The 24,741-nt window shown below is 72.2% G+C and carries 23 protein-coding genes; 19 read left to right on the top strand and 4 right to left on the bottom strand.

The window, feature by feature from the left end; all coding sequences use genetic code 11:
- Positions 1-116 precede the first annotated feature (116 nt).
- On the bottom strand, positions 117-968 hold the full coding sequence (locus IDM46_RS04580) for a 2OG-Fe(II) oxygenase (protein WP_182822020.1): 852 nt from the start codon (positions 966-968) through the stop codon (positions 117-119).
- 247 nt (positions 969-1,215) lie between these two features.
- Here IDM46_RS04580 and IDM46_RS04575 point away from each other — a divergent pair, with 247 nt between their 5' ends.
- The 17 genes from IDM46_RS04575 (at position 1,216) to IDM46_RS04495 (ending at position 19,524) form a co-directional block, all read left to right on the top strand.
- Positions 1,216-2,679 (top strand): hypothetical protein, encoded by a 1,464-nt coding sequence (locus tag IDM46_RS04575; protein ID WP_182822022.1) that lies wholly within the window; start codon positions 1,216-1,218, stop codon positions 2,677-2,679.
- 102 nt (positions 2,680-2,781) lie between these two features.
- Complete coding sequence (locus tag IDM46_RS04570; protein WP_185114939.1) at positions 2,782-5,487, top strand: TonB-dependent receptor; 2,706 nt, start codon at positions 2,782-2,784, stop codon at positions 5,485-5,487.
- 157 nt (positions 5,488-5,644) lie between these two features.
- Complete coding sequence (locus IDM46_RS04565) at positions 5,645-6,487, top strand: type II secretion system protein N (RefSeq protein WP_185114938.1); 843 nt, start codon at positions 5,645-5,647, stop codon at positions 6,485-6,487.
- Positions 6,488-6,516: 29 nt separating this feature from the next.
- Entirely contained in the window at positions 6,517-8,583 is a 2,067-nt protein-coding gene (gene gspD, locus IDM46_RS04560; RefSeq protein WP_223878054.1) for a type II secretion system secretin GspD, read from the top strand.
- Positions 8,580-10,079: a type II secretion system ATPase GspE gene (gene gspE / locus IDM46_RS04555; protein ID WP_185114936.1), complete on the top strand. Its 1,500-nt coding sequence runs from the start codon at positions 8,580-8,582 to the stop codon at positions 10,077-10,079. Before gspD ends, gspE begins: the two co-directional genes overlap by 4 nt.
- On the top strand, positions 10,066-11,271 hold the full coding sequence (gene gspF, locus IDM46_RS04550) for a type II secretion system inner membrane protein GspF (protein ID WP_185114935.1): 1,206 nt from the start codon (positions 10,066-10,068) through the stop codon (positions 11,269-11,271). Before gspE ends, gspF begins: the two co-directional genes overlap by 14 nt.
- 14 nt (positions 11,272-11,285) lie before the next feature.
- Positions 11,286-11,750: a type II secretion system major pseudopilin GspG gene (gene gspG, locus IDM46_RS04545; RefSeq protein ID WP_182822035.1), complete on the top strand. Its 465-nt coding sequence runs from the start codon at positions 11,286-11,288 to the stop codon at positions 11,748-11,750.
- Positions 11,751-12,212 carry a GspH/FimT family pseudopilin gene (locus IDM46_RS04540; RefSeq protein WP_182822037.1) on the top strand — a complete coding sequence of 154 codons (462 nt, stop codon included), beginning with the start codon at positions 11,751-11,753 and terminating at the stop codon, positions 12,210-12,212. It abuts the gene before it with no gap.
- Positions 12,196-12,591 (top strand): type II secretion system minor pseudopilin GspI, encoded by a 396-nt coding sequence (gene gspI / locus IDM46_RS04535; protein WP_182822039.1) that lies wholly within the window; start codon positions 12,196-12,198, stop codon positions 12,589-12,591. Before IDM46_RS04540 ends, gspI begins: the two co-directional genes overlap by 17 nt.
- On the top strand, positions 12,588-13,217 hold the full coding sequence (gene gspJ, locus IDM46_RS04530) for a type II secretion system minor pseudopilin GspJ (RefSeq protein WP_182822041.1): 630 nt from the start codon (positions 12,588-12,590) through the stop codon (positions 13,215-13,217). Before gspI ends, gspJ begins: the two co-directional genes overlap by 4 nt.
- Entirely contained in the window at positions 13,214-14,191 is a 978-nt protein-coding gene (gene gspK, locus IDM46_RS04525; RefSeq protein ID WP_223878026.1) for a type II secretion system minor pseudopilin GspK, read from the top strand. Before gspJ ends, gspK begins: the two co-directional genes overlap by 4 nt.
- Positions 14,188-15,327 (top strand): type II secretion system protein GspL, encoded by a 1,140-nt coding sequence (gene gspL / locus IDM46_RS04520; RefSeq protein ID WP_182822043.1) that lies wholly within the window; start codon positions 14,188-14,190, stop codon positions 15,325-15,327. Before gspK ends, gspL begins: the two co-directional genes overlap by 4 nt.
- On the top strand, positions 15,324-15,818 hold the full coding sequence (gene gspM / locus IDM46_RS04515) for a type II secretion system protein GspM (RefSeq protein ID WP_182822045.1): 495 nt from the start codon (positions 15,324-15,326) through the stop codon (positions 15,816-15,818). The genes gspL and gspM overlap by 4 nt, the downstream gene beginning before the upstream one ends.
- Positions 15,815-16,510, top strand: a complete 696-nt coding sequence (gene gspN, locus IDM46_RS04510; protein ID WP_185114934.1) for a type II secretion system protein N — start codon at positions 15,815-15,817, stop codon at positions 16,508-16,510. The genes gspM and gspN overlap by 4 nt, the downstream gene beginning before the upstream one ends.
- A gap of 85 nt (positions 16,511-16,595) precedes the next feature.
- Positions 16,596-17,750, top strand: a complete 1,155-nt coding sequence (locus IDM46_RS04505) for a porin (protein ID WP_185114933.1) — start codon at positions 16,596-16,598, stop codon at positions 17,748-17,750.
- Between the two features lie 81 nt (positions 17,751-17,831).
- On the top strand, positions 17,832-18,995 hold the full coding sequence (locus IDM46_RS04500) for a glycosyltransferase family 1 protein (protein ID WP_185114932.1): 1,164 nt from the start codon (positions 17,832-17,834) through the stop codon (positions 18,993-18,995).
- Complete coding sequence (locus IDM46_RS04495; protein ID WP_185114931.1) at positions 18,961-19,524, top strand: phosphatase PAP2 family protein; 564 nt, start codon at positions 18,961-18,963, stop codon at positions 19,522-19,524. Before IDM46_RS04500 ends, IDM46_RS04495 begins: the two co-directional genes overlap by 35 nt.
- 11 nt (positions 19,525-19,535) lie before the next feature.
- Here IDM46_RS04495 and creD read toward each other — a convergent pair whose 3' ends face one another.
- The 3 genes from creD to creB form a co-directional block, all read right to left on the bottom strand.
- Positions 19,536-20,858 (bottom strand): cell envelope integrity protein CreD, encoded by a 1,323-nt coding sequence (gene creD / locus IDM46_RS04490; RefSeq protein WP_185114930.1) that lies wholly within the window; start codon positions 20,856-20,858, stop codon positions 19,536-19,538.
- A 141-nt stretch (positions 20,859-20,999) separates the two neighbouring features.
- Positions 21,000-22,436, bottom strand: a complete 1,437-nt coding sequence (gene creC / locus IDM46_RS04485) for a two-component system sensor histidine kinase CreC (protein ID WP_185114929.1) — start codon at positions 22,434-22,436, stop codon at positions 21,000-21,002.
- A 6-nt stretch (positions 22,437-22,442) separates the two neighbouring features.
- Positions 22,443-23,147 carry a two-component system response regulator CreB gene (gene creB, locus IDM46_RS04480; RefSeq protein ID WP_185114928.1) on the bottom strand — a complete coding sequence of 235 codons (705 nt, stop codon included), beginning with the start codon at positions 23,145-23,147 and terminating at the stop codon, positions 22,443-22,445.
- A 51-nt stretch (positions 23,148-23,198) separates the two neighbouring features.
- Here creB and rlmJ point away from each other — a divergent pair, with 51 nt between their 5' ends.
- A complete protein-coding gene (rlmJ, locus tag IDM46_RS04475; RefSeq protein ID WP_185114927.1) occupies positions 23,199-24,056 on the top strand; it encodes a 23S rRNA (adenine(2030)-N(6))-methyltransferase RlmJ in 858 nt (285 codons plus the stop codon).
- A gap of 64 nt (positions 24,057-24,120) precedes the next feature.
- Positions 24,121-24,732, top strand: coding sequence for a GNAT family N-acetyltransferase (locus tag IDM46_RS04470; RefSeq protein WP_185114926.1), 612 nt, complete (start codon positions 24,121-24,123; stop codon positions 24,730-24,732).
- Positions 24,733-24,741 lie beyond the last annotated feature (9 nt).

The following is a 24,741-nucleotide window of genomic DNA, read 5'->3' as shown; positions in this document are numbered from 1 at the left end:
TCGGATGAATGCACCCGATGACACTATGTCCGCGTCCGCAGTGGGTTACACCCTTATGACAACCCCTGCTTGCGCCGATGGACGGCATTGTTCCGCCGACAGGCGGTCAAGCGACCTCACGCGTGGTGGCCGATCCGCAACCATTTGGTCGCCACCCACTTCTCGCCTTCGACCACCGGCGCGCCGCCATGCAGCGTCCCTGTCATCGGGTGCGGCCGATCGTAGGCGAAAAACACCGCGTTGCCCTTCACCGCGGCGACTTCGAAGCGCGCGTCGGGAAACGTGGTCGCGCCGCCGCGTGCCGGGGTGTTGAGGTACATCACGATCGACGCCACGCGCTGGCCACCGCGCGCCAGCGCCACGTGCGCGCCCGGGGTGGCGGGATCGAAATAGTCGTAATGCGGGCGGTACTCGGCACCCGGGCCGTAGCGCAGCAGCTGCAGCCCTTCGCCATGTTCGAGCGGCCAGTCGACCAGTGCCGCCAGGCGCTGCTCGATGCGCGCACACAGCGCGTTCTCGCCGCGCCGGAAGAACATGCCTTCGCTGGTACGCGCCGGGTGCGCCTGGTCCGCGCCGGTCTCCGGATCGAACACCGGCGAGGGCGCAAGCCGTTCGCGGCCAAGCGCCACCAGCGCATCGCATTCGTCACCCGAAAGCACGCCGCCGAACACCACCACGCGCGGATGCAGCAGGTGGGCCAGCACCGCGACCTCGCGGTCGCCGGCATCGATGAGCGACGGTCCGTTCAAGACGATCGGCGACGGCACCTTCTGCGGCAGCGGCAGCCCGTGATCGAGCGCGTGCGCGTCGAGATGGCGGCGCATCGCGTCCTCGATCGCCACCGCGGCCGCGTCGCCGTCCCAGCCGCGCCCGACCATGTCGCCGAGCACCTCGTCCGGCGAAGCGCCGGAACGCACGCGATCCAGCAGCCACTGCACGAGGGCGGCGTCGACGACGGGTGTGTCCATGAGCGGTTCCTGCAGGGGTTCGTGGCGATGGGCTGCAAGCAGGCCGCGCCAGTGTGACGGTGCGATGACACCGATGACACGCCGCCGGCGTGCACATGTCGCACCACTGCAAGAAAGCTGTCATCGACGCTCCCTATCGTGGCCTCCGATACGTCCGCCCCGCAGCGGCGCGGCGAACCGCGAGACAAGGCACGCCGCCACACCTGCCTGTCTTCGCCAGCAGTCACCACCCTTCCGGAGAGAACCGATGTCCATGCGCCACACGTCCAAGGCCCTACTCACGACTTTCGGCGCAGTGCTCGCGCTCAGCGCCTGCGGAGGCGGTGCCGACCGCGTCGCGTCACCGGGTGAGGGCGCATTCCCGCCGCCGCCGCCGACTGCCCCGCCGCCGCCGCCGACCACGCCTCCGCCGCCGCCGCCCACCGGTGGCCCCGCCGCGGACTGCCCGACCGGCTTCACCAACATCGGCACCGTCGCCGAGGGCTCGCTGCGCGCCTGCCGCCTGCCCGAGCGCATCGTCGGCAACCTGCTGGTCCCGGAGCGCGACGGTACCGTCTACGCCATCAGCGGCCGCGTCGCGGTCGGCGACGACCAGGGCGGCGACATCAACAACGAAGCCGCCGGCGCCCAGGAAGGCGTGCTGACCATCGAGCCTGGCGTGACCCTGTACGGCTCCGCCGGCGCCGACCTGCTGGTCGTCAACCGCGGCTCGCAGATCTACGCCCAGGGCACGGCCACCAAGCCGATCACCCTCACTGCACGCGCCGACATCGAGGGCCAGACCAACGCCAACTCGATCGGCCTGTGGGGCGGCCTGGTGCTGCTCGGCCGCGCGCCGATCAACGCCTGCCCGGGCACGACGGTCTCCGGCACGCCGGAATGCCAGGCGACCATCGAGGGCACCGACGGCTTCTACGGCGGCAACGCGCCGCGCGACAACAGCGGCATCGTCAAGTACCTGCGCGTCAAGCATTCCGGCTTCGAGGTCACGCCCAACAACGAGCTCAACGGCATTACCCTCGGTGGCGTCGGCGACGGCACGGTGTTCGAGTACGTGCAGGTGCACAACAGCTCCGATGACGGCATCGAATGGTTCGGCGGCACGGTGAACGGCCGCTACATCGTGGTCACCGGCGCCGACGACGACAGCCTCGACACCGACACCGGCTGGAACGGCGCGCTGCAGTACGGCATCGTCATCCAGCGCGCCACCGGCGGCGACCGCATGAACGAGTGGTCGAGCATCCGTCGCGAGCCCTACTCGAACCCGAAGGTGGCCAACTTCACCTACGTCGGCCGCGCCGGCGGCGGTGCCGCGATCACCCTCAACCAGGGCACGCAGGCTGCGTTCTACAACACCGTGGTCACCCGCCCCGCCGGCGGCACCGGCGCCGCCCTGCAGTGCCTGAGCATCTCCGACGAAAACACCACCGGCACGTTCGGCTCGGTGTTCTTCTCCTGCCCCACCCCGTTCGCCGACGCGCGCGCCGAGGCGGCGTTCACCTCCGGCACCGGCAACTCGGTCGGCACCTCGACCCTGGCCAACGTGTTCGTCAACGGCGCCAACGAAAGCGCGGTCGCGGCATTCCAGGGCCTGACTTCGGTCGACAGCCATTTCCAGCAGGTCGATTACATCGGCGGCGTGCGCAACGCCGGCGACACCTGGTGGCAGGGCTGGACCTGCGGCCTGACGGCCGACACGTCCTGCTGACGGACTGATGCGACACGGCATCACTTCGGCGCGGGGCGGCCATGACGGCCGCCCCGCGTTCCATCCAGGCCGCAACCGGCAACGCACAGCGAAGGTCACTACATGAAACGCACTCCGTCACGCAGCGGCCTGTCCGTCGCGATCACCACCCTGCTCGCCTGCCAGGTCGCGTGGGCCCAGCAGCCCGCCTCGCCACGCGGTGACGCCGCCATTCCGGCGCAGGCCACCATCGTGCAGGCCACGCTCGCGCAGGCGGCCGGCACGCAGGACGCCGCCGCGCAGGCGGCCTCCACGCCAGCCCAGCTCGACGCGGTCGAGGTGCGTGGCGAATACATTCCCGAACCGATGCTGCAGACCGCCGAAGTCGCCTCGTTCATCACCCGCGAGGACTTCGAGCGCACCGGTGACGGCGACGCCGCCGCGGCACTGTCGCGGGTTTCGGGCGTGAGCATCGTCGACGACAAGTTCGTCTACGTGCGTGGACTCGGCGAACGCTACTCGTCTGCGCTGCTGAACGGCTCGCCCCTGCCCAGCCCCGAGCCGATGCAGCGCGTGGTGCCGCTGGACCTGTTCCCGGCCGAGGTGCTGCAGGGCATGACCGTGCAGAAGACCTACTCGGCAAAGTACCCCGGCGAGTTCGGCGGCGGCATCATCGACCTGCAGTCGCTGACCATTCCCGACGCGCCGTTCTTCAAACTGAGCGTCGGCGGCGGCGGCAACAGCGTCACCACCGGCGAGAAGGGCCTGACCTATTACGGCTCCGAGGATGACTGGTCGGGCTACGACGACGGCACCCGCAAGATGCCGCGCGCGCTCCAGGACGCGATCGCCACCGGCCAGCGCGTCGACCTGGGCGGCGACTTCAGCCGCGAAGACATCCGCCGCATCGGCCGCAGCTTCCAGAACGCCAACCTGAACCTGCTGCAGGAAAACGACAGCATCAACCCGGACGGCAACGTCGGCGCCAGCGCCGGCTACACGGCCGAGATGGGCGAGGACGCGCGCATCGGCTTCATCGCCGTGGCCGGATTCGAGAACACCTGGCGCACCCGCTTCGGCGACCAGCAGCAGGGCGTGTTCGTCAACGATGTCGTCGAATACGACTCCGACTACGATTTCCTCTCCACCCAGAACAACGCACGCACCAATGTGCTGCTCGGTGCCGGCTACGAGTGGGGCGGCAACAAGCTCGGCCTGACCACCCTGTACGTGCACGACACCATCAAGGAGGCGCGCAGCCGCTCCGGCGTGGACAACCTCGCCGGCTTCGAGGCGCGCGACGACTACACCGAGTGGTTCGAGCGCGAGCTGATCAACCACCAGCTCACCGGCAGCCACGCCTTCGGCGAATACGACGACCTGAAGATCGAATGGCGCGCCGCCACCGCGCGCGCCACCCGCGACATGCCCTACGAAAAGGGCATCCGCTACGAGAACGTCGACGGCTACTGGAGCCACGACGCCTCGCGCGTGCAGAACTACACCCGCTTCAGCGCGGTCGAGGATACCGTGGACAGCGCCGGCCTCGACGTCACCTGGCGGGTGCCGGTCGAGCGCGACCTGACGCTCGGTTTCGGCGGCGCGTACATGGACAACGAGCGCAATGCGTGGGCCCGCGAGTTCAAGTTCCTCGCGCTCGACGGCGCCCTGCCCTTCCACAACCGCTACCAGCGGCCGGACTACCTGTTCTCGGACTACAACCTCAGCCAGGACCTGCTGCGGCTGCGCGAGACCACCGGCGGGTTCGGTGCCTCGTCCTATGACGCCGCGCTCGAGGTCAAGGCGCTGTACCTGCAGGCGGAAGGCGAGATCACCGCCAACCTGCGCGCCACCGTGGGCGTGCGCTACGAGGACGCGACCCAGTCGGTGACCCCGTACGACGTCATCACCGGCATCGCCCAGGCCGCCCCGGCGCCGCTGGAGAACGATTACTTCCTGCCGGCGCTGACCCTGACCTGGAACATCGCCGACAACCGCCAGCTGCGCTTCGGTGCCTCGCGCACCATCGCCCGCCCGCAGTTCCGCGAGATGGCACCGCAGCAGTACAGCGATCCCGACAGCTTCCGCCAGTTCTACGGCAACCCGTACCTGGTGGACAGCGAGCTCACCAACTTCGACGTCCGCCACGAGTGGTTCTTCGGCTCGGGCGAATACTTCACGGTCGGCGCGTTCCACAAGACCATCGACAAGCCGATCGAGACCAACATCAACGTCGGCGGCGGCGGCACCATCTTCCAGAGCTTCCTCAACGCACCGGAAGCCACGGTCTATGGTGCCGAAGTGGAGTTCAAGAAGTACTTCGACGATGTGTTCGCCGCCGACTGGTGGGGCGCAAACCGGCTGTACCTGGCGACCAACTACACCTGGTCGCAGTCCGAGGTGAATGCCGACGAAGGCGACACGGTGCAGCCCTTCGGCTACCCCGCGCCGGTGGACGCGCGGCTGTTCGTGCGCGACGGCAGCGACATGCAGGGCCAGTCCGAGCACATCGCCAACCTGCAGTTCGGCGTGGAGAACGAGGCCACCGGCCTGCAGGCGACGCTGATCGCGAACCATGTCAGCGAGCGCGTCTCCGCACGCGGCCGCCCCGGCCAGCCCGATTACATGCAGGAGCCGGGCACCACGCTCGACTTCGTGCTGCGCAAGGGCTTCAACCTCGGCGACACCGCGATGACCCTGGGTTTTGCCGCGCGCAACATCCTCGACACCGAGTTCGACGAATACCAGGAGCGCGGCGGGCAGAAGGTGCACGTGCTGCGCTACGACCCGGGCGTGACGTATTCGCTGAGCCTGTCCGCGGAATTCTGAGCACGCCACCGTCCGACAGGGGGCGGGGCCGCGAGGTCCCGCCCTTTTGCGTTCCCTGCAGTCTTGCGACGGTTTCATGTCAATTGACACCGGATTGTCACCAAACGTTCGCATGATCTGACCACCGCGCGGATCCGCCGCGCCGCCGAGTCCGTCATTGGCCACGTCGTTCGCCCTCCAAGCCCCGCACGCACTGCTCGCCCGCGCCCGCGATGCGGGGCTCCTGCGCCGCGTGGCCACGGCCGCCGTCATCGCGTTGCTGGCCGTGCAGGCCGCCCGCCTGGCCTGGCTGCTGCTGGTGCCACCTGCACCCGTTGGCGCGGCGCCGACGTTGCCGCGCGCCTCGATCGCCGCGGCGCGCCCCGAACGCCTTGCCCTCGACGCCTTCCACCCTGCAACCGCCACCGTGCATGCGTCGGCCGACAGCTCCGGTCTGCGTCTGCACGCTGCGCGTCCAGCGATGGATGCCGGTGCCGGCGCGGCGATCATCGCCGGCAAGGACGGGCGGCAGCAGGCCTTCGTGGTCGGCGACGAAGTCGCGCCCGGCGTCGTGCTCGTCGCGGTCGCACATGGCCATGTGACGTTGGCGGCGTCCGGCACCCGCAGCGAATTGCGCTTCGCCGCGCCGGCAGGCGGCACGCCCTCGGCCGCGTCACGCCAGGCGCCGGCGGCCTTGCCGGCAGCGCGCGCACCCGCCCCCACCGGCGGCGCGGCCAACGTCGATCCCGCGCAACTGCTCGCGCAGGCGGGACTTCGCCCCGTCCAGGCCAACGACGGCCAGCCCGCCGGCTACAGCGTGATCCCGCGCGGCGACGGTGCGGTCCTGCGCCAGGCCGGCCTCCAGGCCGGCGACGTGCTGTTGTCGGTCAATGGCCAGGCGCTCACCCCCGAGCGGTACGCCGCGCTGCCCGCGGAACTCGCGGGCAGCCGCACGATCACCCTCACCTACGCGCGCGACGGAACGACGCACACCACGACCCTGCAGGCAGACACCCCTTGAAACAGCGACTCCTCGCCACCGCCCTCGTCATCGCGCTCGCGCTGCCGTCGCCGACCGTCGCACTAGCGCAGGCGTCCGCCGCCGGCGCCGCCGTGACCGCGCAGGACGCCGACATCCGCGCTTTCATCCAGGACGTGGCACGCGCCACCGGTACCACCTTCATCATCGACCCGCGCGTGCAGGGCAGCGTCAGCGTCACCCGCGACCGCGCCATGGACGAGGCCGAACTGCTCGGCGTGCTGCTGGCGGTGCTCCGCGCCAACGGCCTGCTGGCGGTACCGGCCGGCAGCGGCGCCTACCGCGTGGTGCCCGACGACATCGCCGCGCAGCAGCCCGGCGGGGGCTCGGGTGGCTCCGCGTTCACCACCCAGGTCCTGCCGCTGGCGATGGTGGATGCGCGCATCGCCGCGGAGACACTGAAACCACTGGTCGGCCGCGGCGGCGTGGTGGTGCCCACGCCGCAGGGCAACGCGCTGCTGGTCGCCGACTACGCCGACAACGTGCGCCGCATCCGCGGCCTGGTGGCACAGATCGACAGCGACACCGCCAGCATCGACACCATCACCCTGCGCAACAGCTCCGCGCGCGAGGTCGCCGCCACCGTCGGCGGCCTGTTCGCCAGCGGCGGTGAAGCGCGCAACGGCCAGCTGTCGATCCTGCCGGTGGAGGGCAGCAACTCGATCGTGGTGCGCGGCGATCCACGCGTGGTGCAGCGCGTGGTGCAGACCATCCTCGAGCTCGACCGCCGCGCCGAGCGCACCGGCAACGTGCGCGTGGTCAAGCTGCAGCACGCCAGCGCCGAACAGCTGCTGCCGGTGCTGCAGCAGCTCGTCGGCCAGGCCACAGATGGTGGGGACGGCACCGCCGTCGCGGCGCCGGCGCAGGCGGGTGACGCCGCCACCGCCACGGTGATCACCGGCAGCCAGGGCAAGCGCCCGACGATCGTGCGCTACCCGGGCTCGAACTCGCTGATCATCAACGCCGACCCCGAGACCCAACGCCTTCTGGCCGAGGTCATCACCCAGCTCGACACCCGCCGCGAACAGGTGCTGGTGGAGGCGATCGTGGTGGAGATCTCCGACAACGCCGCGCGCAGGCTCGGCGCGCAGCTGCTGATCGCCGGCAAGGAAGGCAGCAACATTCCGTTCCTCGCCACCCAGTTCCCCGGCGCGAACCCGGGCATCATGCCGATCGCCGGTGGCGTGGCCGCGCAGCGCGCGCGCAACGCCAACAATGGCGGCGACGAAGAGGACTCCGTGCTCGACCTCGCGCGCAACGTCGCGGTGCAGTCGTTGCTCGGCCTCAACGGCGCCCTCGGCGGCATCGCCGGCGGCAACGACAACGCCACCTTCGGCCTGATCATCGACGCGGTGAAGAGCGACACGGCGTCCAACCTGCTGTCGACGCCGTCCATCCTCACCCTCGACAACGAGGAGGCGCGGATCCTGGTCGGCCAGGAAGTGCCCACCACCACCGGCGAAGTGCTGGGCGACAGCAACAGCAACCCGTTCCGCACCATCCAGCGCCAGGACGTCGGCATCCAGCTCGAGGTCACGCCGCAGATCAACGCCGGCGGCGGCATCACCCTCACCCTGCGCCAGGAGGTCTCCTCGATCGCCGGGCCGGTGAGCGAGGACTTCTCGGAGCTGGTGCTCAACAAGCGCGAGCTCGAGACGCGGGTGCTGGTGGACGACGGCGCGATCGTCGCGCTCGGCGGACTGCTCGACCAGAGCGACCGCAACACCGTCGACAAGGTGCCGCTGCTCGGCGACATCCCGATCATCGGCAACCTGTTCCGGCACAAGTCGCGCTCCAGCGACAAGACCAACCTGATGATCTTCATCCGCCCGACCATCGTGCGCAGCGCGCGCGAGGCGCAGGCGATGACCGCGCCGCGCTACGACTACATGGTGCGCAGCCAGGGGCCGGTTTCCGGCGAGCGCGAGGCGGCACTGGAAGCGCTGGTGCGCGACTACCTGCGCACCACGCCGCCGACCATGCCGGCGCCCGCCGCCACGCCTGGCGCGATGCCCCTGCCTCCGGCACCGACCACGGACGCCGCGCCACTGCCCGCCGGGACCGACACCGCGCGATGAGCGAGCCGCTGCCCGCCTTCACCTATGCCTTCGCCAAGCGCCACGGCGTGCTGCTGCTCGGCATCGGCGAGGCGACCGCGCGCGTGGGCCTGTGCGACGACGCCGATCCCGCTGCACTGCTCGAAGCACGCCGCAGTCTCGGGCGCGCGCTCGAGGTCGAGCTGCTGCCACGCTCCGCCTTCGACCGCCGGCTGTCGGAGCTGTACGCCGACGCCGCGCTGGCCGCGGGCGCCGGGGATCTCGACCTGCCCGGCAACCTCGACGCGCTGGCCGACGACATCCCCGCGAGCGCCGACCTGCTGGAAGCGCAGGACGACGCCCCGGTGATCCGCCTGATCAACGGCCTGATCGCCGAAGCCGCGCGCAGCGGCGCGTCCGACGTGCACGTCGAACCGTTCGAGTCCGCGCTGGTGGTGCGCATGCGCGTCGACGGCGTGATGCGCGAGGCGCTGCGCCTGCCGGCGCGCATCGCGCCGCTGCTGGTGTCGCGGGTCAAGGTGATGGCGCGCCTGGACATCGCCGAAAAGCGCGTGCCGCAGGACGGCCGCATCGGCCTGACGATGGGCAGCAAGGCGCTGGACGTGCGCGTGTCCACACTGCCCGCGCGCGGCGGCGAACGCGTGGTGATGCGCATCCTCGACAAGGACCAGGGCGGCCTGCCGCTCGCCGAGCTGGGCATGCAGCCGGACGTGCTGGACGCGCTGCAGCGCGCGCTGCGCGTGCCCAACGGCATCATCCTGGTCACCGGCCCCACCGGCGCCGGCAAGACCACCACGCTCTACGCGGCGCTGGCCACGCTCAATGACGGGCGGCGCAACATCCTCACCGTCGAGGATCCGATCGAGTACGCCATCGACGGCGTCGGCCAGACCCAGGTCAACGCCCGCGTCGGCATGACGTTCGCCGCTGGCCTGCGCGCGATCCTGCGCCAGGACCCGGACGTGGTGATGGTCGGCGAAGTGCGCGACCCGGAGACCGCGCAGATCGCGGTGCAGGCCAGCCTCACCGGGCATCTGGTGCTGTCCACGGTGCACACCAACGACGCGCCTGGTGCCGTCACCCGCCTGCGCGACATGGGCATCGAGCCGTTCCTGCTCGCCTCCACCCTGCGCCTGGTGCTGGCCCAGCGGCTGCTGCGCCGGCTGTGCCGGCGCTGCCGCGAACCCGTGGTGGCCGATGCCGCGACCGCGCGCCTGCTCGCCGCCCAGGGCCAGCCTGACGCGACCGGCGCGGTGGTATACCGCGCGGTCGGCTGCGCGCAGTGCAGCCACGCCGGCTATACCGGACGCATCGGCATCCACGAAGCACTCACCGTCGACGAGCGCATGCGCCAGCTGATCGGCGCCGAGGCCGACGAGGACGCGCTGGCCGCGGCCGCGTTCGCCAGCACCGGCCGCCTTGGAGACGCCGCGCGCGCCGCGGTGCTGCGCGGCGAGACCACGCTCGAGGAAGCCATGCGCGTCACCCGCCAGGAGTCCGACCATGCCGGCGTTTGACTACGCCGCCTACGACGTCGAGGGCCGCAGCCGCGAAGGCGTGGTGCAGGCCGGCAGCGCGGCCGATGCGCGGCGCGTCCTGGAACGGCGGCGTCTGCTCCCGGTGCGCGTTGAGCCGGCCACCACCACGGCGGCGACGACTGCGCCGGGCCGTGGCCGCTTCAGCGCCAAGGACCTGACCCTGCTCACGCGCCAGCTCGCGACCCTGGTCGCGGTGGCACCGCTCGAAGAGGCGCTGCGCACCATCGGCAGCCAGGCCGAGCGCCCCGCCGTGCGCCGGGTGGTGATGGCCACCCACGCCCATGTGCTGGAAGGCTTCCGCCTGTCCGACGCGATGGCGCGCCAAGGCAAGGCGTTCCCGCCGCTGTACCGCGCGATGGTCGCCGCCGGCGAAGGCACCGGCGCCCTGCCGGCGATCCTCGAGCGCCTGGCCGACCTGCAGGAACACGAGCAGCAGGTGCGCGGCAAGCTGGTCTCGGCGCTGGTCTATCCGGCGGCGCTGGCACTGACCGCGGTGCTGGTGGTGATCGCGCTGATGGCGTTCGTGGTGCCGCGGGTGGTCGAACAGTTCGAATCCATGGGCCGCGAGCTGCCGCTGCTGACCCGGATCGTGATCGGCGTGTCCGACGCCATGGCCACATGGGGCCTGCCGGTGCTCGCGCTGTTGGCGGTGCTGGGCGTGGCGACTGCGCGCCTGCTGCGCCGGCCCGGCCCGCGGCGCACGTTCGATGCCGCGCTGCTGAAATCGCCCGGGCTGGGCCGCTTGTTGCGCGACGTGCACGCTGCACGCATGGCGCGCACCCTCGCCACCATGGCCGACAGCGGCCTGCCGCTGATCGAAGGCCTGGCGATCACCGCGCGCACCGTGGGCAACAGCGTGCTGCGCGAGGCCACGGGCGCCATGGTTGAGGTCATCCGCGAGGGCGGCAGCCTGTCCAGCGCGATGAAACGCGCCGGCGTGTTCCCGCCGACGCTGCTGTACATGGCCACCAGCGGCGAGGACAGCGGCCGCCTGGCACCGATGCTCGACCGCGCCGCGGACTACCTGGAACGCGAGTTCAACACCTTCACCAGCGTGGCGATGAGCCTGCTCGAACCGCTGATCATCATCGTGCTGGGCGCGGTGGTGGCGGTGATCGTGCTCGCGATCATGCTGCCCATCCTGCAATTCAACGCCCTCGTGGCCGGCTGACCGGAGACCCCGACATGCATCGCCCCCGCAGCACCTTCCCCCGTGTCCATCGTGCGCGGCCCGCGCGTGCGGCCGGCTTCACCCTGGTCGAACTGATGGTCGCGATCGTCATCATCGGCCTGCTGTCCACGGTGGTGATGATCAACGTCATGCCCAGCCAGGATCGCGCGATGGCGGAGAAGGCACGCGCCGACATCTCCGTGCTCGAGCAGGCGATGGAGACCTACCGCCTCGACAACCTCGCCTATCCGTCCACGGCGCAGGGCCTCGACGCGCTGCTCAAGGCGCCGGCGGGGCTCGCGCGCCCGGAGCGCTACCGCAAGGGCGGCTACATCCGCCGCCTGCCCGCCGACCCCTGGGGCAACGCCTACCAGTACCGCCAGCCCGGCCGCGACGGCAGCTTCGACGTGTTCTCGTTCGGCGCCGACGGCGTCGAGGGCGGCGAGGGCGACGGTGCCGACATCGGCAACTGGGGCTGAGTGGACGTCCTCGTGCGCATGCAGGGCTTCACCCTGGTCGAGCTGATGGTCGCCCTGGCCGTCATCGGCCTCGCCGGCGCCGCCGTGGCGCTGACGCTGCCGCCGGGTGACGACGTGCTGGTCGAAGAGGCCGACGCGTTCGGCGCTCGCCTCGCTCACGCGCGCGACGAAGCGATCCTCGGCATGCGCACCATCGAGGTGAGCGCCACCGCGCGCGGATACGAATTCCGGCGCCGGCGCTTCGACGGCTGGCAGCCGCTCGACGGCAAGGCGTTCGCGACGGTCGCCTGGCAGCCGGGCACGCAGGCCGTCCTGCCGCAGGGGCACGCGCGCACGAGCGTGCGCTTCGATCCCACCGGTGCCAGCGAACCGGTGACGCTGGTGCTGCAACGCGAGGGCCGCAGCGCGCGGATCATGGTCGATGGCGGCGGCGGGATCGACGTCGATGCCGGCGCACGCTGAGCACGGCGCGCGCTCACCCCGCGCCTCCGGCTTCTCGCTGATCGAGATGCTGGTCGCGCTGGCGGTGTTCGCCCTCGCCGTGCTCGGCCTGCTGAACCTCGCGGGCGAGAGCACGCGCACCGCGGTGGCGATCGAGGAACGCGTGCTGGCGGCGGTCGTGGCGGACAACGTCGCGGTCGAGGCAGCGACGATCGACGCGCGCCTGCTCGGCGATGACGCGCACGGGACCGAGACCGCCGGCGGCCGCGACTGGCGCTGGACGCGCACGGTGGCGCCCACCGCCGATGCATCGTTGCTGCGCATCGACGTCACGGTCATGGCGCCGGGCGAAGCACGCGTGGCCGCCGAGCTCGCGCTGTTCCGGGGCGTGCCGGAATGACCGGGTCGCGCGCCGCTGTCCGCGCCCGCCGCGACGCGCGGCAGCGCGGTTTCACCCTGCTCGAAGTGATGGTGTCGCTGGCGATCTTCGGCCTGATCGCCGCCGCCGGCGTCGCGGTGATGGCCTATGCCGCCGACAGCCAGCAGGCGCTGCGCGAACGCATGGCGCGACTGGGCGAGTTCCAGCGCGCGCGCGCCCTGCTGCGCACCGACCTGTCGCAGGCGGCGACGCGGCTGGCGCGGCGCAGCGACGGCTCGCCCGCGCGCGACGCCTTCATCGGCGGCCGTCCGGATGAATCCGGGCCGCTGTTCGCCTTCGTGCGCCGCGGCCACGAGAACCCGGACGGCGCGCCGCGCGCGTCGCTGCAGCACGTCGAGTACCGGATCGTCGCCGGGCGCCTGGAGCGCAGCGCGCGGCCCGCGCTGGACGGCACGGCCGCGGCGCGGGCACGCGTGCTGCTGGACGGCATCACCCGGGCGCGCGTGGCGTATTTCGACGGCGAGGCCTGGAACGACGGCTGGCATGGCGGCGCCGCCAGCCTGCCGCGCGCGGTGGAGCTGGAGCTGGCGCTGGACGATATCGGCGAGGTCCGCCAGCGCTTCCTGCTGCCGGGGACCACGCCGTGAGCGCCGCGCGCGAACGCGGCGCCGCGCTGCTCACCGTGCTGCTGCTGGTGGCGGTGATGACGGTGCTGCTGGTGGCGGTGATGGACGACATCCGATTCGGCCTGCGCCGTACCGGCAACGCGCAGGCGCTGGCACAGGCGCAGTGGTTCGCGCTCGGCACCGAGGAGCTGGCGCGCGGCCGCATCCTGCAGCTGGGCCGGCCCGATGGCCGCACGACGCTTGAAGGCGGCTGGAACGGCCGGCCGTTCGTGTTCCCGATCGACGACGGCGCGATGCGCGTGCGCGTCGACGACGCCACCGCCTGCTTCAACCTCAACAGCGTGGTCGAAGGCGCCGTCGGCCAATGGACGGTGCGCGAAGCCGGCGTGCGCCAGTACCTCGCCCTGCTGACTGCACTCGGATTCAACGCGGCGCAGGCGGGCGCCATGGTCGACGCGCTGGTCGACTGGATCGACAGTGACAGCCTGCCGCGCGCGGCCGGTGCCGAGGATGCCGCCTACGCCGCACGCGTGCCCGCGTCCCGCACCGCAGGCACCCTGCTGACCGAGGTCAGCGAACTGCGCGCGGTCGTCGGCCACGACCACGACGCGTACCTGCGCCTGCGCCCGCACGTCTGCGCCCTGCCCGACGCCGCGCTGGCGCCGGTCAACATCAATACGCTCGAGGACGGCGACGCCGTGATCCTCGCCATGCTCACCGGCAACGCGCTCGATATCGCGGCGGCGAAGCGGCTGATCGCCTCGCGCCCGCCCGACGGCTGGCGCGACATCGCCGCGTGGTGGGCGCAGCCCGCGCTGGCCGCGGCGGTCGCCCTTGACCCGGAACTCCAGCAGGTGCGGCTGCGCACGCGCTATTTCACGCTGCACTCGGAGGTCGAATACGGCGGCGCCGAAGTCGTGCTGAGCGCCCTCTTGCAACACGATCCCGGTGGCCCGGTACGGCTGCTGGCACGACGATGGACCCACGACGAATGAGTACGCGCATCCTGTGGCTGCCCGCGGACCCGCTGGCGCACGCCACCTGTTTCCATCTCGACGACGCCGGCCGCGTACTGGCGCGTGCAACGCTTGCGCCCGACGCGCCGCCCGACCCGCCGGCATTCTCCGCTGCGCCGCGCACGGTACTGGTGGTGCCCGGCGCGGACGTGCGTGTCGACTGGCTGGAGCTGCCCGCGCGCAGCGCCGCGCAGGCCCTGGGCGCCGCACGCGCCCTGCTCGCCACGCGTCTTGCGCACCCCGCCGACCTGCACGTGGCACTGGCGCCGGATGACGGACAGGCCACGCGCATGGTGGCGGCCGTGGACCCGCGCCACCTGCTCGACTGGCTGGCCCGTGCCATGGCATTCGGCATGCGCGCGGACGCCGTGGTTCCCGAGCAGCTGCTGTTGCCCGCTGCACCGGGCGGCGCCTGCGACAGCGACGACCATGGCGCCTGCGTGTTCGACGCCGGCGACCGCTGGCTGGTGCGCGGCGCCGCCCTCGCCTTCAGCGCCGAGCCGGCGCTCGCCGCACGCGTGCTCGCCGGCCGCGCGCACCAGGTGCTGCCGGCGGATGACATCGCCACCCTCGCCGCGCGGGCGCTGCAGCCGGACATCGACCTGCTGCAGGGCGCGTTCGCACCGCCCGCGACCCGGGCGCGGCCGGCCAACCGCAGGCGGATGGCCTGGCTGGTGGCCGCGCTGCTCGCCTCACCGCTGCTGCTGGTGGCGGCGCAGGCGTTGCGGCTGGAGCTGGCCGCGCGCGACCTGCAGCAGCGCGCGGCGGCAACGGTGCAGCGGGTGCTGCCGCGCAACGGCGACGGCAGCGCCGCTGCGCGGACCGATCCGGCAACGCTGCGCGCGCACCTTGACGCAGCGCGTGCGCCGCTGGCATTTTCCGCCGCGACGGGCGCCCTGTTCGCGGCGGTCGCGTCGCGCCCCGGCACGTATCTCACGGCGCTCGACTACCAGCGCGGAGACCGGCTGCGCGCATCCCTGTTCCATGCCACGCCCGACGACCTGGACGCCATCCGCGGCGCGCTCGCCGTCGATGGCTGGCAGCTGGTGGAGGGCACCGGCAGCGACGCCCCCGGCGGGCTGCTGACCGGCATCACGCTGGAGCCCGGGGCATGATCACGACCGCGAGACTGGCCACTTGGTGGCACGGACTGGCGGCGCGCGAGCGCGCCATGGTGGCGACCATGCTGGCGCTGCTAGCCGCGTTCGCCTGGTGGTACGGGCTGCTCGGACCGCTGCGCACGCTGCGCGATGGTGCCGAGGCCCGTTACGACCAGGCCGCCGCAGCCCTGCAGGCGGTCGAGGCGGAGGTCGGCGCGCTGTCCCACGGCGATGCCACCACGCCACCCCCGCACCCGCAGGGCCTGGAAGCCTTGCAGCAGCGCGTGCTGGACAGCGCGCGCATCGCCGGCCTGGCGCCGAGCCGGCAGCGCACCGCCGCCGATGGCACGTTCAGCCTCGAATTCGACCGCGTCGCCTCGCCCGCGCTGTTCGCGTGGCTGGGCACGCTGGCCAGCACCGACCGCATCGCCCCCGCGACCCTCCACGTGGAACGCGCCGACGGCCAGCTGCGTGCCGAGGTCGGTTTCACCGGAGTCGCGCCATGAGCATGCGGCGTGACCTGGCCTGGGCAGGCGTGGCGTTCCTGTTGGCTCTTCTGTTGCTGGTGCCCCTGCAGTTGCTGCTGCCGCGGATCGGCCTGCCGCCCGGCCTTGGCGCGGTGGAAGCCGGAGGAAGCCTCTGGAACGGGCGGCTGCGCGCGGCGCACTGGCGCGGCCAGGCCGTGGGCGACCTCCGGATCGGGCTGGCGCCGCTGCCGCTGCTGGCAGGACGACAGCAGTTGCACCTGCGCAACGACAGCGCGCGCGTGGTGCTGTCGCGCGGACGCCTGGCGGGGCTGGGCGACGGCGACGGGGTGGTACCGCTGCCCCCGTTCGCGGGAGTCGGCCTGCGTGCGCTGCTCGAAGACGCGCGCCTGCTGTTCGATGCCGGCGGCTGCCGCGAAGCCGGTGGCCGCGTGCGCGTGGAGTTGACGCTGCCGCTGGACACGCTGCCGCCGATGATCCTGGCCGGCATACCAGCCTGCGAGGGCGATGGCGGACGCCTGGTCCTCGTCCCGGAGGACGCCAGCGCTCCGCTGGGGCTGGAGGCCACGCTGGACATCGAAGCCGACGGCCGCTACCGGCTGCAGGCCCTGGCCCGCGGCGACAATCCGGCATTCCGCGCCGCGCTGCAGGCCGCCGGCTTCCAGGCTGCGGCCGGAGGCATGAGCCGGGTGTCCGAGGGACACCTGAACTGAGGCGAGGCGCGGGCTGCAGTGTTGCGGGCAGGGGGTGCAGCCCTTGCGTAAACTGGCCGGTACCCCCGAACCCAGGTTCCCTGCCATGCCGCGTTCCCTGCTTGCCGTCGCCCTCCTGTCCGCCGCCGTCATCGCCCCGCCGGCGCGCGCGGAGGTTCCACTGGGCACGGTGGCCGGTTCCGACGTGGCGTTCGAGGGCATGTTCCAGGTCGACGGCAACTGGTTCGACAACGACCTGGCCGACCTGGACGGGCGCGCCGATGGGCGTGACCGCGCCACCGGCATCCGTCGCTTCGAACTGGTGCTCAAGGGCAGCGGCCCGGGCGGCTTCGGCTGGGTGGTCGGTTACGACGTCGAGAACGAGAGCTACCTCGACAACAACATCAGCTGGCGCTTCGGCGGTGACGGCGCCCCCAGCCACACCCTGCTGCTGGGCCAGGCCAAGCAGCCCAGCGGCCTGGAGGAGCTGTCCTCCAGCCGCAACAACGACTTCATCGCCAAGGCGGCAGCCACCAACACCTTCGCCCCCGGGCGCCGACTGGGTGCCTCCTGGGCCTATGACGCCTCCGATTACGGCACAACCGTGGCCTGGTTCGGCCGCGAACTGACCAGCGACGGCGCCCATGGCGCGGGCTACGCTGCGCGCGGCTGGTGGGCGCCGCTGCGCACGGACGGACAGGTCCTGCACCTGGGGATGAGCCACGTCGACCGCGACACCCCTGGCGACAGCCTGCGCCTGCGCGCGCGGCCCAATGCCGATCTGTCCGCGGTCCGCCTGGTCGACAGCGGCACCCTGCCCGACGCCGACCGCGTGGCCACGACGGGCCTCGAGGCAATGTGGATCACCGGCCCCGTCAAGCTGCAGGGCGAGTACTTCCTGGCGCGCGCCGATCGCATCGGCACCGGCGGCTACGACGCCGGCGGCGGCTACGCGAGCGCGATGTGGAATCCCGGCGGCACGTCCTGGGGCTACCGCGGCGGCCTGCCGCGGACCACGGTCGGCGAGGGCGGCCTTTGGCAGCTCGGCCTGCGCTACGACCAGCTCGACCTCGACGACGGCGGCGTGCACGGCGGACGCATGGACGCCTGGACCGTGGGCGTGAACTGGTACTGGCGCTCGAATGCCAAGTTGATGCTGAACTACGTGGACGTGGCCAGCCGCCGCACCGATGCCGCCAGCGGGCTGCGCATCCACGACGATCCGTCGATCGTCGAAGCGCGCGTCCAGCTGCACTGGTAAGCGCTGTCACGGCGCCGTCAAGCGGCTGCAACAGGCGCGACACCGCAGGCGTCCAGGCTGCTCCTGAAACGGGAGCAGCGCATGCACTACGCGATCGTCAGCGAAACCTACCCGCCGGAGATCAACGGCGTGGCACTCACCGTGCAGGACCTCGAGCGCGGCCTGCGCGCCCGCGGCCACACGGTGGACGTGGTGCGGCCACGCAACCCCGGCGACCGCGCGCCGGCCGCGCATGAACTGCTGACGCGCGGCGCCGCACTGCCGCGCTATCCCGGCCTGCGCTTCGGCCTGCCGGCTGCGGGGCGGCTGCGCCGGCATTGGCACCGGCAGCGTCCGGACGCGGTGTACATCGCCACCGAGGGGCCGCTCGGCTGGTCCGCGCTGCGCGCCGCGCGCGCGCTGGGCATCCCCGCGGCCACCGGCTTCCACACCCGCTTCGACCGCTACCTCGCCGACTATGGCGCGCCGTTCCTGGCAGGCCCCGCGATGCGCTGGATGCGGCACTTCCACAACCGTGCCGATGCCACCCTGGTGCCCACGCAGGAACTGCGGGACGCGCTGGCCGGCGCGGGATTCGCCCGCCCGACCCTGCTGTCGCGCGCGGTCGACACGGACCGCTTCGACGCCTCGCGGCGCTGCAACGCGCTGCGCGCCGAATGGGGGATCGACGCTGACGGGCTGGCCGTGGTGCACGTGGGCCGCATCGCCAGCGAGAAGAACCTCGGACTGGCGGTCCGCGCCTTCCGTGCCCTGCAGCGCGAGCGGCAAGGCGCGCGCATGGTGTGGATCGGCGACGGCCCGCAGCGCGCCGCGCTTGCCGCGGAACACCCGGACTTCGTGTTCCGCGGCATGCGCCGAGGCGACGACCTGGCGCGACACGTCGCCAGCGGCGACCTGTTCCTGTTCCCGAGCCTGTCGGAAACCTTCGGCAACGTGACGCTCGAGGCGATGGCCAGCGGCGTGGCCACGGTGGCGTTCAACTACGGCGCCGCGCGCGAGCACCTGCGCCACGGCCTGCACGGTGCCGCGCCCACTCCAGGTGACGAGGATGGCTTCATCGGCGCGGCGTGCCGGATCGCGCTTGAAGACGATGCGCGCCGCGAGATGGGCCGGCGCGCACGCGCCGCCGTTGCACCACTGCGCCCGGCCAGCGTGGCCGCGGAATTCGACGCCATCCTGCAGCGCATCGGCAGGCACCGGGAGACCCCACATGCCGCGACCACCCGCGCCAACGCCCTCGCCTGACGCCGCGCGCGGCGGCGATCTTGCCTGGTGCCTGCGCACCAACGGCTGGTGCGCCACGACGCACGTGCTGCGCGTCTTCGCCACCGTAAGCCGGCTCGGCGACGGCGTGGCCTGGTGCGTGCTGATGGCGGCGCTGGTGGTGCTGGATGGCATCCAGGGGCTGGCGGCATCGGCACACCTGGCGGCCACCGGCGTGGTCGCGCTGCTGCTGTACAAGGCGCTCAAGCGCTGGACGCGGCGGCCGCGGCCGTTCGCCACCGACGTGCGCGTCCGCGCCTGGATCGCCCCGCTCGACGAGTTCAGCTTTCCCTCCGGGCATACCCTGCATGCGGTGGCCTTCACCATCGTCGCGCTGGCCTACTACCCGCAGCTGGCGTGGCTGCTGCTGCCGTTTACCGCGCTGGTTGCGCTGTCGCGCGTGGTGCTGGGCCTGCACTACCCCAGTGACGTGCTCGCGGCCACGGCGATCGGCGCGGCGCTGGCCGCGGGGTCCCTTGCACTGGGCCGCATGTTGCCGGCCATCGGCTGAGCGCGACGCGCTCATGCACCACGTCCGGACAGCGCGTACCAGTCCACCTTGCGGGTCAGCACCATGATCGCGGCCAGGATCGCGAACAGCAGGCCGGCGCCCAGCACCAGCGCGTTGTCCTCCGACACCAGCAGGCCGTAGAGCGCGGCATAGAGCAGTGCCAGCATGGCGGCGAAGCCGACGCCACGCAGCACGCCGCGCAGCACCGCGGACAGGTAGAAGCCGATCAGCCCGATGCAGGCCGACGCCGCGACCAGATAGGCCCATCCGAAGGCGATGTGTTCACCGAGGCTGACCAGCAGCAGGAAGAACAGCGCGATCGCCAGCCCCACCAGCGCGTACTGCACGGGATGGATCGGCAGCTGCCGCAGCAGTTCGAACATGAAGAAGCCGACGAAGGTCAGGACCACGAACAGCACGCCGTACTTGGTGGCGCGCTCGGCCTGCAGGTAGGCGTTTACCGGGTCGATCAGCGCCACGCGGACCGCGCTGGTCTGCGCCCCGTCCGCGCCGCCTGCGTGCCGGGCGACATCGGGGGCGTGGCGGTATTCGCGCTGCGCGCCGGTGGCGAGCGCCGCCACCTGCCAGCGCGCGCGGAAGCCGTCGGCGCCGATGTCGTGCTGTGGCGAGAGGCCCTCGAACTTCGGATGCCGCCACGACGACTGCAGGCGCAGGTCGTTGCTGCGCGCCACCGGCAGCATGGCGAACGACTCGGTGCCGCGCAGCTCGAGCGCGAGCGCGGTCGCGAACGCCAGGCGCTGCCCCGCGCGCGGTGCCGCCAGGCGCGCATGCAGTCCCGGCCCGTCGGCATGGCCCAGGCCCTGCACCAGCGGCAGCGCCTTGCCGTCGAGCGTGAACACCGGCAGCTCGCGCAGTCCGCGCACATCGGCGATGCCGTGCGCCAGCCACGGCCGGCCGATGCGCCGCACGCGGCCGACTTCGTCGGGGATGCGCGCGTCGAAGCGCGCCCGCAGCGAGCCGGACCACTGGTACACCCGCACCTGGTGCAGGCCGCGGCGGCGCGTGTCCGGCGCCAGCGCGCCATCGACCAGCAGGGTCTCCGGGAAGAACGTCCACTGCCGCTCGCGCGTGCGCGTCACCTTGTGCAGGATGCCGGCCGCATCGCGCACGTCCTCTTCGACCTCCTCCACGTACGGCACCACCAGCACCGGTCCCGCCAGCACCTGCGCCCCGCCGAAGCCCGCCACCACGCTGGCCACCGCTTCCGCGCGTCGCGCCTGGCGCTCGTCGATCACGCCGCGGACCATCGCCAGCGCCACCAGGATCGCCAGCGTCATCGCCGCGACCATCACCACCTTGAACCAGAGACGCATGTCGCCCTCACGAACGGAGAAGAGAGCGGACAGGCTGCTGGCGGCGAGTGGCGGCACGACGGGGCCACGATGAAGCGAGGGTGAAGCGCGCGGCGAGCGACGCGACACCGGATTGCCACGCGCTACCGCAGGGTGCACGCGTTACCTGATCGGCTGCAGCGGCAACACCAGGCTGGCGACGGCACCACCACCGTCGCGGTTGCGGAGCGCCGCGCGCCCGCCGTGCAGCGCCGCGACCTCGGCGACGAAGGTCAGGCCCAGGCCACTGCTGCGGCCGCGGTCGCCCGGTCGCGGCAGCGAGTAGAAGCGTTCGAAGACGCGTCCCGCGGCGTAGTCGGGGATCCCCGGGCCGTCATCGGCGATGTCCACCTCCACGTGACCGTCGACGTGTCGCAGTGCCACCAGCACGCGGCCGCCGGCCGGCGAAAAACCGATCGCGTTGTCGACGAGGTTGGCCAGCGCGTGGCGGAGCAGGAACGCATCCCCCGCCACCACCGCGGGCAACGGCGAGGTCTCGACCTGCAGCGCAAGGCCGGCCGCGGCCATCCGCGGCGCCGCATCCTCGCAGACCTCGGCGACCAGGGCCGCGACGTCCACCGCAACCGGCGCGTCGAGCTGCTGCCTGTGCTCCACCGCGGCCAGCGCCAGCAGCATGTCGATCATCGTCGCCATGCGCGTGCTCTGCGCGCCGATGTGGCCGGCGAAGCGCACGCGGTCGGGATCGGGCAGCGGCGATTCCAGCAGCTCCGCCGCGCCGCGGATCGCGGCCAGCGGCGCCTTCAGTTCGTGGGTGAGCGTGTGCACGTAGCGCTCGACGTACTGGCGGTCTTCCAGCCGCAGGCGCATCGACTCGATCGCGCGGCCCAGGTCGGCGAACTCGCCGGCGGAGTCCGGCAGCACCGCGCGTTCGCCGGCGGCGGCGGCATCGGCATAGCGGCGCAGGCCACCGAGCTGGCGCGCCAGCCACCACGCTGCCAGCAGGCCCACCAGCAGCGACGTGCCCAGCAGCACCCAGCCCCAGCGCATCACCACCGCCTGGCTGCGCGCGATGAACGGCGCCATCGCCTGGTTGGGCTTGGACACGGTGAGCACGCCGGCGATGCGCGCGCCATCCAGGATCGGTGCCGCCACATGCATCACCGAGCTGGCGTCGTCGGCCGGGTCGCTGCGCGTGGAGCGCGCGCCGTACTCGCCGCGCAGGGTGCGATGCACGTCGTTCCACTTCGAATAGTCGCGGCCCAGGTCGCGCCCGGCGGAGTCGAACACCACGATGCCCCGGGCATCGGTGACCGTGATCCGGTAGCTCACCGCGTGCTTGTCGAAGCCCCAGATGCGCGCGCCCGGGTCGCGCGCGGCCAGTGCGCGCACGCGCGTGGCGAAGCGGCCGACGTCCATGCGCCCGGCCAGCAGGTCGTCGGTGGCCAGCTCCGCCAGCACGTTGGCGGTGTCGGCCAAGGTGTCCTCCATCGCCTGGCGCACGCCGGGCTTCACCTGCTGCACGAACACCCGTCCGAGCAGCAGCGCCGCCAGCGCGACGATCACGAAGTAGCCGAGCAGGATCCGCAGGCCGATGCGCACCGTGCTTCAGCCGACGTCGAGCGAGTAGCCGACGCCGCGATGGGTGCGCAGCGGGTCGGCCGCGGCATCCGCCGCGCGCAGCTTGCCGCGCAGCGTCTTGACGTGGGTGTCGATGGTGCGTTCGCCGCTGTCGCCGGCGTCGTGCCAGGCGCGGTCGAGCAGTTGCGCGCGGCTGAGGATGGCGCCGGGCCGCCGCAGCAGCTCCGCGAGCAGCGCGTACTCGTAGCGGGTGAGCTCGAGCTGGGTGCCGGCGAACGCGATCCGCCGCGCGTCCGCATCGTGCTCGAAACGGCCGTTGCGCCGCACGCCGCCGCCGTCGGTGTCCGCGACCGGATGGCGGCGCAGCCGCGCGCGCACCCGCGCCACCAGCTCGCGCGGCGAGAACGGCTTGGCGATGTAGTCGTCGGCGCCAAGCTCCAGGCCCAGCACGCGGTCGAACTCGTCGCTGCGCGCGGTGAGGAACACCACCGGCAGCGCGCTGAACGCCCGCAGCCGCCGGCACACCTCGAATCCGCCGACGTCTGGCAATCCGACATCCAGCAGCACCAGGTCGATGCCGCCGGCGCGCACGCGCTCGGCCACGCCGCCGCCCAGCAGGTGGTGCTCCACGGCAAAGCCCTCCGCGCGCAGCGGATAGAGGATGGTCTCCGCGATCGCCAGGTCGTCCTCGACCAGCAGCACGGTGGAGCGGGTGGCGGCATCGGCGGTCATGGCGGAAGAGCATACCCGCGGCCGGGGGCCCGCCCGCGTATCCTTGGCGCGATGAACTACCGCCACGCCTTCCATGCCGGCAACCACGCGGACGTGCTCAAGCACGTCGTCCTGCTGGCGCTGTGCGAAGCCCTGACCGCCAAGCCCGCGCCCCTGTTCGCGCTCGACACCCACGCCGGCCGTGGCCGCTACCGGCTGCGCGCCGACGCGGCGCTGCGCACCGGCGAGGCCGAGGAAGGCATCGAGCGCCTGCTGGCCGAGGACCCGCGCGTGCCCGCGATCACGCGCTACCTGGCCGCGGTGCGCGCCTGCCGCAAGGCGCACGGCAACGATGCCTACCCGGGCTCTCCGTGGCTGCTGGCGCATGCGCTGCGCGAGCAGGACCGCATCGCCTGTTGCGAGATCCAGCCAGCCGAGTACGCGGTGCTGGCGGAAGGCTTCGAACACGACCGCCGCGTACGCGTGCTGCCCACCGACGGCTACGCGACGATGCGCTCGCTGCTGCCGCCGCGCGACGGCGATGCGCGCATCGGCCGCGGGCTGGTGCTGATCGACCCGCCCTACGAAACCCAGCTCGCCGAATTCGACGACGCGCTGGCTGCGATCCGCGAAGGCCTGCGGCGGTTCCCGCAGGGGGTCTTCGCGCTGTGGTACCCGATCAAGCTGCGCCGCACCCTGGGGCCGTTCCAGCGCCGCGCCGCGGACCTCCCGGCCAAGTCGGTGCTGGTGACCGAACTGCTGGTGCGCCCCGACGACTCGCCGCTGCGCATGAACGGCAGCGGCCTGGTGGTGGTCAATGCACCGTGGAAGTTCGACGCCGCGCTGACGCCGGCGCTGGCCGCGCTGGCCGGCGCGATCGGCGGCAAGGGTGCCTCGTCGCGCGTGCAGTGGCTGCGCGGTCCGGAGTGAGGGCGGGCCGGCCGCGCCGGCGATGTAAAAAAGGGCTTCACTTCGACCGTGCGAGCATCCGCCCATGGTCGCTCGCAACCGTCTCCCGCCCTGGCACGAGGAAGTCCGCCTCGCCAACGGCCGCAACATCGTCATCCGGCCCATCCGGCCCGATGACGCGCCTGCGCTGCGCGCCGGCTTCGAGCTGCTGCAGCCCGAAGAAGTCCGCCAGCGCTTCCTTGACGACGTGCCGGAAATGACCCCGGAACTCGCTCACCGCATGACCCACCCCGACAGCCGCAGCGAGTTCGCGCTGGTGGTGTCCGAACCCTTGCCGCCGGGCGAAGCGCTGATCGGTGGCGTGGCCCGGGTCGCGGTGGTGCCGGGCACGCGTGATGCGGCGTTCACCGTGCTGGTCAGCAGTTACGTGGCCGGCATGGGCCTGGGCCGGCACCTGATGCGCCGCGTGGTGCGCTGGTCGCGCGGCAAGAAGCTGGACCGCGTGCACGGCGACGTGCGCGAGGACAATGCGCCCATGCTCGCCCTGCTCGACTCCATGGGCTTCAGCCGCGCCCCCGGCGGGGCACCGGGGCTGGTGCACGCGGTGCTCGACCTCGCCCCGGCCGGCGCCAACGGCACGTCCGGCCCGGATGTCGGGGCTGGGCCCGGCGAGGGCGAAGCCGCCGAGCGCGGGTAAACTGGTCGG

This window comes from Luteimonas sp. MC1825 (assembly GCF_014764385.1).
Lineage (GTDB): Bacteria > Pseudomonadota > Gammaproteobacteria > Xanthomonadales > Xanthomonadaceae > Luteimonas.
Note: the sequence above shows the minus strand (reverse complement) of the source record. Positions and strands in the feature narration are given on the sequence as shown.

What these genes read in the sequence shown, in the direction of transcription:
- gspI (WP_182822039.1), top strand. Translation starts at nt 12,196, where the DNA reads ATGCCGGCGCACGCTGAGCACGGCGCGCGCTCACCCCGCGCCTCCGGC.
- IDM46_RS04580 (WP_182822020.1), bottom strand. Translation starts at nt 968, where the DNA reads ATGGACACACCCGTCGTCGACGCCGCCCTCGTGCAGTGGCTGCTGGAT.
- IDM46_RS04470 (WP_185114926.1), top strand. Translation starts at nt 24,121, where the DNA reads ATGGTCGCTCGCAACCGTCTCCCGCCCTGGCACGAGGAAGTCCGCCTC.
- gspL (WP_182822043.1), top strand. Translation starts at nt 14,188, where the DNA reads ATGAGTACGCGCATCCTGTGGCTGCCCGCGGACCCGCTGGCGCACGCC.
- gspM (WP_182822045.1), top strand. Translation starts at nt 15,324, where the DNA reads ATGATCACGACCGCGAGACTGGCCACTTGGTGGCACGGACTGGCGGCG.
- gspF (WP_185114935.1), top strand. Translation starts at nt 10,066, where the DNA reads ATGCCGGCGTTTGACTACGCCGCCTACGACGTCGAGGGCCGCAGCCGC.
- creD (WP_185114930.1), bottom strand. Translation starts at nt 20,858, where the DNA reads ATGCGTCTCTGGTTCAAGGTGGTGATGGTCGCGGCGATGACGCTGGCG.
- IDM46_RS04495 (WP_185114931.1), top strand. Translation starts at nt 18,961, where the DNA reads ATGCCGCGACCACCCGCGCCAACGCCCTCGCCTGACGCCGCGCGCGGC.
- gspJ (WP_182822041.1), top strand. Translation starts at nt 12,588, where the DNA reads ATGACCGGGTCGCGCGCCGCTGTCCGCGCCCGCCGCGACGCGCGGCAG.
- IDM46_RS04505 (WP_185114933.1), top strand. Translation starts at nt 16,596, where the DNA reads ATGCCGCGTTCCCTGCTTGCCGTCGCCCTCCTGTCCGCCGCCGTCATC.
- IDM46_RS04575 (WP_182822022.1), top strand. Translation starts at nt 1,216, where the DNA reads ATGTCCATGCGCCACACGTCCAAGGCCCTACTCACGACTTTCGGCGCA.
- IDM46_RS04500 (WP_185114932.1), top strand. Translation starts at nt 17,832, where the DNA reads ATGCACTACGCGATCGTCAGCGAAACCTACCCGCCGGAGATCAACGGC.
- gspN (WP_185114934.1), top strand. Translation starts at nt 15,815, where the DNA reads ATGAGCATGCGGCGTGACCTGGCCTGGGCAGGCGTGGCGTTCCTGTTG.
- IDM46_RS04570 (WP_185114939.1), top strand. Translation starts at nt 2,782, where the DNA reads ATGAAACGCACTCCGTCACGCAGCGGCCTGTCCGTCGCGATCACCACC.
- rlmJ (WP_185114927.1), top strand. Translation starts at nt 23,199, where the DNA reads ATGAACTACCGCCACGCCTTCCATGCCGGCAACCACGCGGACGTGCTC.
- gspG (WP_182822035.1), top strand. Translation starts at nt 11,286, where the DNA reads ATGCATCGCCCCCGCAGCACCTTCCCCCGTGTCCATCGTGCGCGGCCC.
- creB (WP_185114928.1), bottom strand. Translation starts at nt 23,147, where the DNA reads ATGACCGCCGATGCCGCCACCCGCTCCACCGTGCTGCTGGTCGAGGAC.
- gspE (WP_185114936.1), top strand. Translation starts at nt 8,580, where the DNA reads ATGAGCGAGCCGCTGCCCGCCTTCACCTATGCCTTCGCCAAGCGCCAC.